This window comes from Sphingopyxis sp., assembly GCF_050725615.1.
Classification (GTDB): Bacteria; Pseudomonadota; Alphaproteobacteria; order Sphingomonadales; family Sphingomonadaceae; genus Sphingopyxis.
The window spans coordinates 1-12,058 of record NZ_JBOHHU010000047.1; the positions used below are offsets into that span (position 1 = coordinate 1).

The following is a 12,058-nucleotide window of genomic DNA, read 5'->3' on the forward strand; positions in this document are numbered from 1 at the left end:
GCTCAGGGCTACGGTTCCTCTTATCGCGCCGTCAGATGCTCCGCGCGCCCATAGGGTCCGCGCACATCGCCCTTCACCCAGTCGCCAAGCAATTTCAGATAGCCGTCGGTGATCCGCGTCACGCTCCGTTCACCGTCGGCGGCCGTCGTGAACTCGAACATGCCATGATCGGTGTTCGGGAAGAGATAGACGTCGACCGGCTTGCCCGCCGCCTTGAGCCCCATCAGCGCCGCCCGCGTCGTTTCGATCGGCGCCTCGCGATCCTCGCCGGCCAACACCCACAGCAACGGCGTCTCAAGCTTCCGCAGCGCTGCGACCGCGTCATAGTCCCAGATCAGCTCCAGATTGTCGAAGCGCGCACGCCCGACCCGGTGCAACTCGTCGTCGGTCATCCGCGCCATCGCGCCGCTATATTCGCCCTCGATCTTCGCCGCCCAGGGCTGGCCCGCCATCTCGCTCCGCACCGAACCCAGCGCGTCATATCCGTCCTTGAAATTCGACAATAGCAGTTGCCCGGTCGCCTTCGACAAGCGGCTGACCAAGGCTTCGGCATCCTTGCCCAGACCCGCAGCGCGAACCTCGGACACCATCTGCTCGCGATCCTCCTCGATCGGCGAGGCGACAAGGCCAAAGCCGACCGCGACAAAATCCGCCCTGGTCCGCGTCGCGGCGAGCGGCGCGACCCAGCCACCCTGGCTGCCGCCAAAGAAACCCGCGCGGCCATAGCGCCCCGCCGCCAGCCCGCGCGCCGTGTCCAACGCCTTCGCCGCATCGGCGGCGAGCAATTCGAAATTCTGCGTATATTCGCCCTCGGACCCGCCGGTGCCGCGCTTGTCATAGACGAACACCGAAATCCCCTGCGCCGCCATCGCATAGCCATAGACACCGCCGATCGGCGAACTGCGTTCGGAACCATGCACCATCACGACCAGCGGCCGTCGGGCATCGCTGCCCGGCGGCTCGATCAGCAGGCCGGTCATCTTGGTGCCGACGCTGTCGAAGCTTGCCGGGGTCTCGCGGAAGGCGATCCTGTTCCAGCGCACACCCTGCACCTCAACCACGCCGTCGCGGCACGCCAATGGCGCAGCCGCCTCGCTCGTCGCGCCGCGGCGCCCGTCGCGGAACAGATAGCGCAGCCCCGGCGCCGGGATGCTCGGCACCAGCGCGAGCACGACAAAATCGCCGTCGGCGGCGGCATAGGTGCCCGGCGCGCAGGTGGGCTGCGCGGCGGCGGGCGAGGCGATGGCGGCGAGCGCGACGGCGAAAGCGAAGGCGATATTTTTCATCATCTTGCCTTTAGAGCAGCGAGTGCGAAATCCGAACCGCCTTCGACCAAGGAACATTGCCGATCGACGGCGGGGCGCGCATGGTCGCGGCATGACCCGTGCATCGCACCGCGCCGCCAAGGGGCTGCGCCAGTTTCTCGATCCCGAGCAGCAACGCGCCTGGCTGGAAGGCGACGATCGCCCGCCCGACGCCGACGAGCGAACCGAATCGATCGAGCAACGCTTCCGATATGCGGCGCGCTTCGAAAAATTGCTGCGCCGCCCGCAGGCGGAGGAACTGCTCGCCATCCTCGGCCAATACGCCGCCGCCTGCATCCCGGTGCCGCGCCTGACCGAGCGCCATTATTGGTCGGTATCGTGCCTGCCCTCGACCTCGGACAAGCCGCTCGTGCGCGTCAATGCGAGCTGGATGGAGCTGTTCACCCTCTATGCCGACGGCGACGATCTGAAGGCGCGGTTCATCGTCCATCTGTCGAATTTCACCACCGACGGGTCGTGCGACGCCGAACAGGTCGATCGGCCGCTGCTCGAGCGATGCGTCGCGGGCCCCGAGGATGTCCGTTGCTTCTTTCCGAACGGCGCCGATATGTTGGGGATCCGGGTCCGCAGCGCCGCCTCGATCCGCGCCTTTCTGACGGATGCGCACGCGGTGCGGGGAATCCGGGCGTTCAACCTGACGCATATGAACCGCGGCCGGAACGCCTATCAGGCGAGCCATTCGTACAGCGTCGCGGACCATATGGTCGAGGGGGCGCGGTCCTGAACGTCCCGGGTCCGATCAGCCGTCCTGGTCGCAGGGCACCGACACCGTCCCGCCGCTGACCGATGGCTTTTCGGGTCGTTTCGCCACCGCGATCACCAGCCCGACCAGCGCCACCGCGCCGCCCGCGATCGACAGCGGCGCCCAGCGATAGCCCTCGAATAGCGTCGAAAAACCCATGGCGATGATCGGGATCAGCACGCTCGACCACGCCGCCTGTCCCGGGCCGACCGCGCGGATAATGTTGAAATAGAGCGGAAAGGTCACCGCGCTCGCGATCACGCCCAGATACAGCACGCCGCCGATATAGGCGGGGGTCGCCTCGATCACCGGCGGACCGGTGGTGAGCCACGCGAAGCTCGCGTCGCCGAGCGCGCCGAACAGCATCGCCCAGGCGATCATCACGACCATCGACTGCGCGCGCGCGATCGTCGTTCCCTGCATGACGTTCGACGCCGACGCGCTCATCACCCCGCACAGCGTCAGCACGGTGCCGATCAGCACTTCGCCCGCGCCGATGGCGGCGACGCGATATTCGTGGAGGATCATCAGCCCGACCCCGACGATCGCGATCCCCGCCCCGAGCAGGAAGCGCGGCTCGACCTTCGTCTTGAGGAACAGGCGGCCGAGCAGGGTGTTGGGAACGATCAGCAGCGCGAAGAGCACCGCGACCAGCCCCGAGGTGATATGCTGTTCGGCGCGATAGACGAAGTTGAAGTTGAACGCGAATTGCGCGAGGCCCAGCAGCGCCGCGAAACCCCAGCCCGCCCCCGACAGCGTCAGCCGCTCGCGCCGCCAGGCCGCATAAGCGAACATCGCCGCCGCGCCGGTGAAGAAGCGATAGGCGACCGACCAGCTCGGCGGCACGACGCCGAGCTGACCGGTGATGACGATCCACGTCGATCCCCAGATCAGCGTGACGAGCGCAAAGGGCAGCAGGACGCGCGGCGTCAGCAGGCCGGGCGCCGCACTCACAAAGCCGCGATCGCCGCCGCGAGCGGGGCGACCGCGTCGGCATCCTGGTCCCAGCTGACCACCAGCCGCGCCGCGCCTTCACCCCAGTCGTAAAAGTCGAAGCCCTGCGCGCGCAGTTCGGCGGCATCCTCGGCGCCGATCCGCACGAACAGCTCGTTCGCCTCGACCGGATACATCAGCCGCGATCCGCACGCCGCCGCCAGCGCCGCCGCGCCCGCATTGGCGGCGCGAGCGTTGGCGAGCCACAGATCATCCTTCAGCATCGCGCGAATCTGCGCCGCAACGAAGCGCCCCTTGCTGAGCAGATGCCCGCCACGCTTCTTGAGTTCGCGCACCCCCGCGCCGCCGCTGCCGCCGAAGAAGACCAAGGCCTCGGCCATCATCGCGCCATTTTTGGTAAAACCGAACGACAACGCATCGACCCCGGCGCGCCAGGTCACATCGGCGGGCGCGCAGCCCGCAAAGGCCACGGCATTGGCGAAGCGTGCGCCGTCCATATGCAGCTTCAACCCCTTGTCCCTGGCGATCTCGCTGATCTCGCCGACCTCGTCGGGGCGCCAGGCAAGGCCATATTCGGTCGCATTGGTGATGCTGATCGCCGCCGGCTGCACCTGGTGGACGTCGCTGCGGATGCTGCGGATACGCTCACGCAGCGCGTCGGCGTCGATCTTCGCTCCCGGTCCGGGCAGCGTCATCAGCTTGGCGCCGCCCGAATAAAAGGTCGGTGCGCCGCATTCGTCGACCTCGATATGCGCTTCCTCATAGCAGAGGATGCCCTGCCAGGGCCGCACGAAATGCGCGAGGATGATGCTGTTCGCGGCGGTCCCGGTCGGGATCCACACGACCTCGCAGTCGGTTTCGAACAGGTCCGAAAAGGCCGCGTCGAGCGACTGGCTGAGCGCGTCGCCGTCATAGGCGGTGTCGACATGGTTGGCGGCCGCCAGCGCTTCCATCACCTGCGGATGGACGGTCGCGGCATTGTCGGAGAAAAAGCGGGTCGCGGTCATGCGCCGCGCCTTAGCGCAGCGAAACGCGGCGCGCTAGCGGCGGCGGTAGACGTATCGTTTATAGGTTCGCGACCAGCGCACCAGATAGCGTCCCGGCCAGATGAAGCGCGTTCGCATCCCGGTGCGATTGACGTTGAGCGCGAAGCGCGGGAACAGGACATAGCGCCATTCCCACTCGTCGCGTTCGGACACATCGTCGTCGGCGTTCCACTCTTGCACGCGCGCTACCCCCTTGGTTGGCGGCAGCCTCATCCCGATGGCCCGTCGTTCGCTTGCCTGGAGTAGGGACTATCATCGACGACAGGGTGCGTCGACCGATCCGCGCCGATCCCTGCCCCGATCGCGCCGGACCGCGCCTCAGCGGTCGCGCTTGGCCAGCAATTTCAGGCGCAGCGCGTTCAATTTGATGAACCCCGCCGCGTCCTTCTGGTCATAGGCGCCGGCATCATCCTCAAAGGTCACATGGCGTTCGCTGTACAGGCTGTTCGGCGACTTGCGGCCGACGACGCTGGCATTGCCCTTGTAGAGCTTCAGCCGGACCGTGCCGCTGACCTTCTCCTGGCTATGGTCGATCGCCGCCTGCAGCATCTCGCGCTCGGGCGCGAACCAGAAGCCGTTGTAGATGAGCTCGGCATATTTCGGCATCAGCTCGTCCTTGAGGTGCGCCGCGCCGCGGTCGAGCGTGATGCTCTCGATCCCGCGATGCGCGCGGGCATAGATTTCGCCGCCCGGGGTCTCGTACATGCCGCGCGACTTCATGCCGACGAAGCGGTTCTCGACGAGGTCGAGGCGGCCGATGCCATGCTTGCGGCCGAGGTCGTTGAGCGCGGCGAGCAAGGTCGCGGGCGACATCGCCTCGCCGTTCAGCGCGACGCCGTCGCCGCGCTCGAAATCCACGGTAATATATTCGGGGGTGTCGGGCGCGTCCTCGGGATTGACCGTGCGCGAATAGACATAGTCGGGGGTCTCATCCCACGGATTTTCGAGCACCTTGCCCTCCGACGAGGTGTGGAGGAGGTTGGCGTCGGTCGAAAAGGGGCTTTCGCCGCGCTTGTCCTTGGGCACGGGAATCTGGTGCTTTTCGGCGAACTCGATCAGCGCGGTGCGGCTGGTCAGGTCCCATTCGCGCCAGGGCGCGATCACCTTGATGTCGGGATTGAGCGCATAGGCCGACAGCTCGAAACGAACCTGGTCGTTGCCCTTGCCCGTCGCGCCATGCGCGACCGCGTCGGCGCCGGTTTCCTTGGCGATCTCGACGAGACGCTTCGAGATCAGCGGGCGCGCGATCGACGTGCCGAGCAGATAGTCGCCTTCGTAGCGCGCATTGGCGCGCATCATCGGGAAGACGAAATCGCGCACGAATTCCTCGCGGACGTCGTCGATATAGATATGCTCGGGCTTGATCCCCATCAGCTCGGCCTTGGCGCGCGCCGGCTCCAGCTCGTCGCCCTGCCCGAGGTCGGCGGTGAAGGTCACCACTTCGCAGCCATAGGTCACCTGCAGCCATTTCAGGATGACGCTGGTGTCGAGGCCTCCCGAATAGGCGAGGACGACGCGCTTGAAGGATTCGGACATGGGGCACAACTTTCGCGGAAAAAGACGCGGCGGCGCGTAACAGCCTCGACCCTCGCGCGCAACGCCGCACATTCCATCTTTTCATCGCGCCCGACGTGCGGCAATATGATCGCGGGGTCGCGCCTGGAGGAACATTCCATGCGCATTTTTCTAGCGATGGCGGCATCCACGCTGATGCTCGCCACAGCCTCGTCGACCGCCGGCGGCGGCGGGTCGATGCCCGACCCGACCCGCGAATATAATCAGAATGTCGATTGCCATAACGCCTATGACCGGCTGGTCAGCGAGAAGAAGGCCGGCACCAGCCCGTCGGCGGCAGCGCTGACCTGGGCGCAAAGCTATGAGGCGGGCGCCAACGCCGGCACCCCCTGCCCCGCACCGCTGCCCGAAATGACCGCGCGCGGCGGCAACTGGACGATCCGTACGACCGAAGGCCGCGACGCCGCGCTCGCCTATGCCCAGAAACAGAAGGACCCCGCCGCGCTCAGCGAGATCGGCCACGCCTGGATCAACGGCAGCGTCGCCGGCGGCACCCCGCAGGAGGGGCTCGCGCTGATCCAGCAGGCGGCCGATCTCGGCGACCCGGTCGCGCTCTATTCGGTCGGCACGCTCTACGCGGCCGGGATCATCGGCGGGACCAAGGACCATGCCAAGGCCTTCGCGCTGCTCAGCCAGTCGGCGGCGGCGGGCCATATCGACGCCATCTATCGCACCGGACTTTATTATCTGGAGGGTATCGGTACCAAAAAGGACCCGAAGAAAGCCTTCGCCGCGTTCAAATCCGCCGCCGAGCGCGGGCATTTCTACGCGGTGATCATGGCGGTCGATATGATCAACAGCGGCAATGGCACCAAGAAGGATTTCAACCTCGCCTATCGCCTGTCGCGCTCGGTCACCGACCAGGGCGAACCCTATGGCGCGATCATGGCCGCCTCCTCGCTGCTCCAGATGAAGGACGCGTTGAAGCATGAGGATGAAATCCTCTACTGGATGGACGAGGGCATTGCGCGCGGCGACGAGACGATCCGAAACCAGCTGATCCCGCTCCGCGCGCAGGTCGTCGGCACCTTCACCAAGGCCAAGGCGCCGCCCGAATATAGGCCCCGCGTCTTCAAGGCGTGCCCGATGAAGACGGTGTGCCTGGTGAACCATTATTCGGGGCTGCAAAGCTGCACGACGAACAAGGATTATTGGAACGACTGCGACGGGTGATGGCCGCGCGGCTCGACGTTGCGGATCGCGGCTAACGCTTTATCATCCCTTTTCGTCCACTTATCCGGCGAGGGGAGAAATATGGACAACACGGCACAGCCCAGGACCCGCCAAACGCTCTGGTCGCGCGCCCGCGCCATGGCCGAGGCGGCGCCGCCGGAGCGTAATCGCTATGTCGATTTCCTGCGCGCCTTCTCGATCCTCGCGGTCGTCGTCGGCCACTGGCTCGTCGCCGCGCCCTATATGAAGGACGGCGCGGTCGAAGGCGGGCATTTGCTGGGCATATTGCCCTGGACGCAGTGGCTGACCTGGGGTTTTCAGGTCATGCCGCTCTTCTTCCTCGTCGGCGGCTTTTCCAACGGCCTGTCGTGGGCCGCCACGCAGCGCAAGGGCGGGCATTTCACCGCCTGGTTCGCGGCGCGCATCCGCCGCCTGATCAACCCCGTGCTGCCTTTGCTGCTCATCTGGGCGCTCGTCACCCTGTTCGGCACGCAGGCCGGCATCGACCGTGCGGTGGTGAAGATGGCGGCGCAGCTCGCGCTCGTCCCGGTCTGGTTCCTCGCCGTCTATCTGATCGTCACCGCGCTGACCCCGTGGAGTCACGCGGCGTGGCAGCGCTTCGGATTCGCCTCCTTCTTCGCGCTCGTCGCCGCAGCGATCGCCGTCGACGTGGCGACGCTGACTTTTGGCATCCCCTATGTCAATTTCTTCAACTTCGTCTTCGTGTGGGTCGCGATCCACCAGCTCGGCTATGCCTGGCACGACGGGCGGCTCGCCGCGCCTTTGCTCTGGGCCGCCGTCGGCCTTGTCGCGCTCGGCCTGCTCGTCGGCCTCGGCCCCTATCCCATCGCGATGATCGGCGTGCCGGGTTCGGAGCTCAGCAATTCGATGCCACCGACCCTCGCGCTGCTCGCGCTCGGCATCGCGCAGACCGGGCTCGCGCTCGCGCTCGAAAAACCCGCGCGCCGGATGCTCGATAGCATCACGACATGGACCGCCGTCGTCCTGATCAACGGCATGATTATGACCGTCTATCTCTGGCACCTCACCGCCTTTGTGCTGGTGATGATCGCCGCCTGGCTGCTCGGCGGCGTCGGCCTGCACGTCCAGCCGGGCAGCACCGCATGGTGGCTGGCGCGTCCGATCTGGTTCGCGCTCTATATCGCCTTGCTCTTCCCCTTCATCCTGCTCTTCGCGCGCCATGAAAGCGGCGGCAAGGCGGCCGAGGGCGACGTCACCCACGTCCGGCTGATCCTCGGCATGCTGATGATCTGCATCGGGCTCGCGATGACCGCGGCGATCAGCATCGCGAGCCCGCTCGGTGTCACCGGGGTCCGGCTCTGGGTCGTGGCTTTGCCCTTCCTCGGCGCCGCGCTGGTCGGTTTCGGCCCCGCCGCGCACCTGCTGACGCGCCGCGCCGAAGCCTGAGGAGAGACGAGATGGCGGAGACCAAGACCAAGGCGACCGACGTCACCGTCGCCGACTATATCGCCTCGCTTCCCGAGGCGCGCCGCCGCGAAGAGGCGCCGGTCATCGACGCGATCCATCGCCGCGTCACCGGGCTGGAGCCGAAAATGTGGGGGCCGTCGATCATCGGTTATGGCAGTTACGACTATCGTTACGACAGCGGCCATTCGGGCACCATGGCCCGCGCCGGGTTCAGCCCGCGCAAGGCGGCGATCACCGTCTATCTGATGGAAGATTATGGCGACCGCCAGGCCGAGGCCGACGCGCTTTTCGCCGCGCTCGGCAAGCACAAGACGAGCAAGGTCTGCCTCTATATCAACAAGCTCGCCGACATCGATCTGGCGGTGCTCGAACAGCTCGTCGCGCTGACCTGGGATCAGATGAACGAAAAATATCCCGCCTAGATCCCCGCATACCATTCATAATCGATGCGGTCTTCCCAATAGCCGCCCTTGCCCGCGCCGATGCCGTCGAGGCTGGCGATCGCTTCGATCCCGGTCAGATATTTGGCATGCTTGTAGCCGAGCTGCCGCTCGATCCGCAGCCGCAGCGGCGCGCCATTGGCGATCGGCAGCAGCTCGCGGTTGAGTGCCCAGGCGAGGATCGTCTGCGGATGCAGCGCGTCGATCAGGTCGCAGCTTTCATAATAGTCCGCATCGCCGATGCGGTCGGCGCAACGGAAGACGATGAAGCGCGCACTGTCCTTAAGCTGCGCTGCGGCAAGAATGCGGCCGAGCGGCACCCCGGTCCATTCGCCGATCGCGCTCCACCCCTCGACGCAGTCATGGCGCGTGATCTGCGTCCGCTGCGGCATGGCGCGGATATCCGCCATCGACAGCGACAGTGGTTTGGCCACCAGCCCCGTCACCTTGACGCGCCAGTCGGCAAAGCCGCTTGCGGCGTGCCCGGCATAGGCCGAGCCCGGGGGCAGCTTGGTGCCGTTCGAACGGAACACCGGCGACAGGTCGGCGCGGGTAAATTCGCGCGCCAGCGCGTCGCGGTCGGTGAGCGCGCGCTGGCTGGCGCGGTTCATCTCCTCGCCCATCGACAATATCTTGCGCGTCAGCGGCGCCTCGTTGATCGCATCACACCCGGCGAGCAACGGCAGCGCGCCGGCCGCCGCGACCAGCCCGCCGGCGCGGGCGATCAACTGGCGGCGGGGCAGGATGATCCCGCTCATTCGCCCTTCTCCGGCGGCAGGCGGAACCAGCCGGTCACCATCGAGCGTATCTCGTTCACCGGTCCGGCGAGCAGCACCATCGCGATATGGACGAGGAAGAAGGCGACGAGCAGCCAGGCCGCGATGAAATGGATCGAGCGCGCCGACTGCCGCCCGCCGAAGACATCGAGCAGCCATGGCCAGGCTGCGTCCATGCCCGGCGACATCGTCAGCCCGGTGAAGATCATCAGCGGCAGCAGGATGAAGATCACCCCGATATAACTCAGCTTTTGCAGGATATTATAGCGCCCCGCCGCCGCACCCTTCGGGAAGCGCAGCCGCGCATGATCCTTGATATCCTGCCAGATATGGCGCGGCGACCATTCGGATCGCCGGACATGCAGGTCGCGGCGCAAATGCCCGCCGAACGCGGTCCACAGCATGTAGAGCGTCAGCCCGACCGCGAGTATCCAGGCAAAAAACAGGTGCCAGCGCCGCCCGTCGGCGAGGCTGTAGCTCGTCGGGATCGTCGCCCAGCCCGGAAAGGCCCAGGTCTGTTCGACGCCCTTGGCATCGGTCCAGCGCCCGAGCACCCCGGTGGTCTCGATCCGCGTCTCGCCGATCCGCACGAAGCCGGTGGTCGGCGTCGCGCCGACCGCGAACCAGGCATGGTCGGGGTTGGCGCCATATTGCCCCCAATAGAGACGCGGGTGGGCGTTGAAGATCATCAGCCCGCTCATCAAGAGGATGAGCAGCGTGGCCGCATTGACCCAATGCCAGAGGCGCGTCGGCAGCCGGTGGCGATAGACGCGCACCGGCGCGGGCGTCTGCGGCGCCGCGTCCGGGGGAGCGACGGGAGTTTCGGACTCGGCCATATCTCCCCTTCGCTCCATCGCGTCCTCTGGTTACGCCGCAACCTCCGTCGCGAACTGGGCGCGATATTGGTTGCGCAAACTGACCTTGTCGATCTTTTCGCTGCCGAGCTTGGGCAGCGCCGCATTCGACATCCAGATCTTGTACGGAACCTTGTACGGCGCCAGCCGCGCGCTCAGGAAAGAACACATCGCGCCGTCGTCGATCGTGCTCCCCGGTTTCACCCAGATCACCGCGCCGACGACTTCGCCCAGCCGCTCGTCGGGCAGGCCGAAGACCGCGCATTCATTGACGTCGGGATGCTCATAGATCGCCGCCTCGACCTCCTGACAGCTGATATTCTCGCCGCCGCGGATGATGATGTCCTTCTTGCGGTCGACGATGAACAAATAGCCGTCCTCGTCGACATAGCCGAGGTCGCCCGAGCGGAAATAGCCATTGTCGAAAAAGGCCGCCTTGGTCGCGGCCTCATTGTTCCAATAGCCCTCGAAATTGGCGACCGAGCGCATGCACACTTCGCCGATGCCGCCCTGCGGCAGTTCCGCGCCATTGTCGTCGAGGATCGCGAGATCGACGAGCGGCTTCGACGCCGGCCCCGTCGACATCGGCTTGGCGAGGTAATTTTCGTTGATGATGCCGCAACCCACCGCGTTGGTTTCGGTCAGCCCGTAACCCAGCAACGGCTTGGCATCGCCCATCTCTTCGGACAATCGCTTCACATGTTCGGGCGGGCGCGGCGCGCCGCCGCCGGCGTAGCTCTTGCACGTCGACAGATCGTAATTCTTGCGGTTCGGGCTGGTCAGGATCTCATAGCTCATCAGCGGCACGCCGACGAAATAATTGCATTGCTCGTCCTGGATCAGCCGCATCGCCTCATCGGCGTTCCACTTGGGCATCAGCACGAGTTTGCGCCCCAGCGCGAAGCTTTGCAGGAACACCGGGATCTCGGCGGTGACGTGGAACAAAGGCGTGCAGATCAGCGTCGCCGGCTGGATATCCGACATCAGCCCGTCCTGGGTCAGCAGGTGCACGATGCTCGCGGTCTGCGTCACATAGTTGAAGATCGCTTGGCACACCGCTTCGTGGCGCGAATAGGCGCCCTTCGACTGGCCGGTCGATCCCGAGGTGAAGAGGATCGTCGCCAGATCCTGCCCGGTCAGCACCGGCAACACCGTTTCGCCGCTGCCGCCCGCGCTGGTGATCGGCGCGATCGCCTCGTCGATCGGCTTCGACAGGTCGAGCGTGATGACCTTCGCGCCATGCTCGACCTCCTCGAGCCGCGCCGCGCGCTGGACGTCGGCGATGACCAGATCGGTTTCGCTGTCGGCGATCGCGGCGGCGAGTTCGCCGCCCTGCCACCAGCCGTTGAGCAGGGTCGCGCAGCCGCCCGCGAGCAGCACGCCGATATAGGAGACGCACCAGGCATTGGCATTGCGCATCGCGATGCCGACGCGGTCGCCGCGCCGGACGCCATGCCCCTCGATCAGCCCCGCCGCGACCTGCCGCGCCGCCACATAGACCTGTTTGAAGCTCAGCCGTTCGTCGCCCTCGACGAGGAAGGTGGCATCGCCATGCTGCGCAGCAAAAAAAGCAACATAGTCGGCAAGATTCGTCGGCGCGTTGGTGATGAAGGGAAGTTCGCGGCCAAAGCGTTCGACCGTTCCGACCTGGATCGGACCGCCCGGGCCCGTGATCAGATTATAGGCGGCTTCCAGGCGCAAATCGAGCGCGGATGGCATCGTGT

The 12,058-nt window shown here is 66.0% G+C and carries 12 protein-coding genes; 4 read left to right on the forward strand and 8 right to left on the reverse strand.

Going from position 1 to position 12,058, the window contains the following annotated elements; genetic code table 11:
* Nucleotides 1-20: 20 nt before the first annotated feature.
* Nucleotides 21-1,286 carry an alpha/beta hydrolase family protein gene (locus ACREB7_RS12190; RefSeq protein ID WP_431592543.1) on the reverse strand — a complete coding sequence of 422 codons (1,266 nt, stop codon included), beginning with the start codon at nt 1,284-1,286 and terminating at the stop codon, nt 21-23.
* A gap of 91 nt (nt 1,287-1,377) precedes the next feature.
* On the opposite strand from ACREB7_RS12190, the gene ACREB7_RS12195 reads away from it, so the two are divergent.
* On the forward strand, nt 1,378-2,049 hold the full coding sequence (locus ACREB7_RS12195; protein ID WP_431592544.1) for a hypothetical protein: 672 nt from the start codon (nt 1,378-1,380) through the stop codon (nt 2,047-2,049).
* A gap of 15 nt (nt 2,050-2,064) precedes the next feature.
* Here the strand turns inward: ACREB7_RS12195 and ACREB7_RS12200 are convergent, their stop codons facing one another.
* The 4 genes from ACREB7_RS12200 to ACREB7_RS12215 all read right to left on the reverse strand — a co-directional run bounded on the left by ACREB7_RS12200 (nt 2,065) and on the right by ACREB7_RS12215 (nt 5,603).
* Nucleotides 2,065-3,021 carry a DMT family transporter gene (locus ACREB7_RS12200; protein WP_431592545.1) on the reverse strand — a complete coding sequence of 319 codons (957 nt, stop codon included), beginning with the start codon at nt 3,019-3,021 and terminating at the stop codon, nt 2,065-2,067.
* Nucleotides 3,018-4,028 carry a threonine aldolase family protein gene (locus ACREB7_RS12205; RefSeq protein WP_431592546.1) on the reverse strand — a complete coding sequence of 337 codons (1,011 nt, stop codon included), beginning with the start codon at nt 4,026-4,028 and terminating at the stop codon, nt 3,018-3,020. The genes ACREB7_RS12200 and ACREB7_RS12205 overlap by 4 nt, the downstream gene beginning before the upstream one ends.
* Before the next feature lie 33 nt (nt 4,029-4,061).
* On the reverse strand, nt 4,062-4,247 hold the full coding sequence (locus ACREB7_RS12210; RefSeq protein WP_431592547.1) for a hypothetical protein: 186 nt from the start codon (nt 4,245-4,247) through the stop codon (nt 4,062-4,064).
* A 138-nt stretch (nt 4,248-4,385) separates the two neighbouring features.
* Nucleotides 4,386-5,603, reverse strand: coding sequence for an argininosuccinate synthase (locus ACREB7_RS12215; RefSeq protein ID WP_431592548.1), 1,218 nt, complete (start codon nt 5,601-5,603; stop codon nt 4,386-4,388).
* 138 nt (nt 5,604-5,741) lie between these two features.
* Here ACREB7_RS12215 and ACREB7_RS12220 point away from each other — a divergent pair, with 138 nt between their 5' ends.
* From ACREB7_RS12220 to ACREB7_RS12230, 3 genes are all read left to right on the forward strand, one after another.
* The gene (locus tag ACREB7_RS12220; protein ID WP_431592549.1) at nt 5,742-6,815 is read left to right on the forward strand and encodes a tetratricopeptide repeat protein; all 1,074 of its coding nucleotides are present in this window, start codon (nt 5,742-5,744) and stop codon (nt 6,813-6,815) included.
* An 81-nt stretch (nt 6,816-6,896) separates the two neighbouring features.
* Nucleotides 6,897-8,243, forward strand: a complete 1,347-nt coding sequence (locus tag ACREB7_RS12225) for an acyltransferase family protein (protein ID WP_431592550.1) — start codon at nt 6,897-6,899, stop codon at nt 8,241-8,243.
* Between the two features lie 11 nt (nt 8,244-8,254).
* Nucleotides 8,255-8,686 carry a DUF1801 domain-containing protein gene (locus tag ACREB7_RS12230; RefSeq protein ID WP_431592551.1) on the forward strand — a complete coding sequence of 144 codons (432 nt, stop codon included), beginning with the start codon at nt 8,255-8,257 and terminating at the stop codon, nt 8,684-8,686.
* Here ACREB7_RS12230 and ACREB7_RS12235 read toward each other — a convergent pair.
* Genes ACREB7_RS12235 through ACREB7_RS12245 form a run of 3 tightly spaced genes read right to left on the reverse strand, consistent with a single transcriptional unit; the run spans nt 8,683 to nt 12,053 of the window.
* Entirely contained in the window at nt 8,683-9,462 is a 780-nt protein-coding gene (locus ACREB7_RS12235; RefSeq protein ID WP_431592552.1) for a molybdopterin-binding protein, read from the reverse strand. The two genes, ACREB7_RS12230 and ACREB7_RS12235, sit on opposite strands and share 4 nt — an antisense overlap.
* Nucleotides 9,459-10,316 carry a cytochrome b/b6 domain-containing protein gene (locus ACREB7_RS12240; RefSeq protein ID WP_431592553.1) on the reverse strand — a complete coding sequence of 286 codons (858 nt, stop codon included), beginning with the start codon at nt 10,314-10,316 and terminating at the stop codon, nt 9,459-9,461. Before ACREB7_RS12240 ends, ACREB7_RS12235 begins: the two co-directional genes overlap by 4 nt.
* A gap of 30 nt (nt 10,317-10,346) precedes the next feature.
* The gene (locus tag ACREB7_RS12245; RefSeq protein WP_431592554.1) at nt 10,347-12,053 is read right to left on the reverse strand and encodes a class I adenylate-forming enzyme family protein; all 1,707 of its coding nucleotides are present in this window, start codon (nt 12,051-12,053) and stop codon (nt 10,347-10,349) included.
* Nucleotides 12,054-12,058 lie beyond the last annotated feature (5 nt).

Coding starts and splice junctions, on each gene's coding strand:
- ACREB7_RS12190 (WP_431592543.1), bottom strand. CDS start 1,286: ATGAAAAATATCGCCTTCGCTTTCGCCGTCGCGCTCGCCGCCATCGCC.
- ACREB7_RS12195 (WP_431592544.1), top strand. CDS start 1,378: ATGACCCGTGCATCGCACCGCGCCGCCAAGGGGCTGCGCCAGTTTCTC.
- ACREB7_RS12205 (WP_431592546.1), bottom strand. CDS start 4,028: ATGACCGCGACCCGCTTTTTCTCCGACAATGCCGCGACCGTCCATCCG.
- ACREB7_RS12215 (WP_431592548.1), bottom strand. CDS start 5,603: ATGTCCGAATCCTTCAAGCGCGTCGTCCTCGCCTATTCGGGAGGCCTC.
- ACREB7_RS12220 (WP_431592549.1), top strand. CDS start 5,742: ATGCGCATTTTTCTAGCGATGGCGGCATCCACGCTGATGCTCGCCACA.
- ACREB7_RS12225 (WP_431592550.1), top strand. CDS start 6,897: ATGGACAACACGGCACAGCCCAGGACCCGCCAAACGCTCTGGTCGCGC.
- ACREB7_RS12230 (WP_431592551.1), top strand. CDS start 8,255: ATGGCGGAGACCAAGACCAAGGCGACCGACGTCACCGTCGCCGACTAT.
- ACREB7_RS12235 (WP_431592552.1), bottom strand. CDS start 9,462: ATGAGCGGGATCATCCTGCCCCGCCGCCAGTTGATCGCCCGCGCCGGC.
- ACREB7_RS12240 (WP_431592553.1), bottom strand. CDS start 10,316: ATGGCCGAGTCCGAAACTCCCGTCGCTCCCCCGGACGCGGCGCCGCAG.
- ACREB7_RS12245 (WP_431592554.1), bottom strand. CDS start 12,053: ATGCCATCCGCGCTCGATTTGCGCCTGGAAGCCGCCTATAATCTGATC.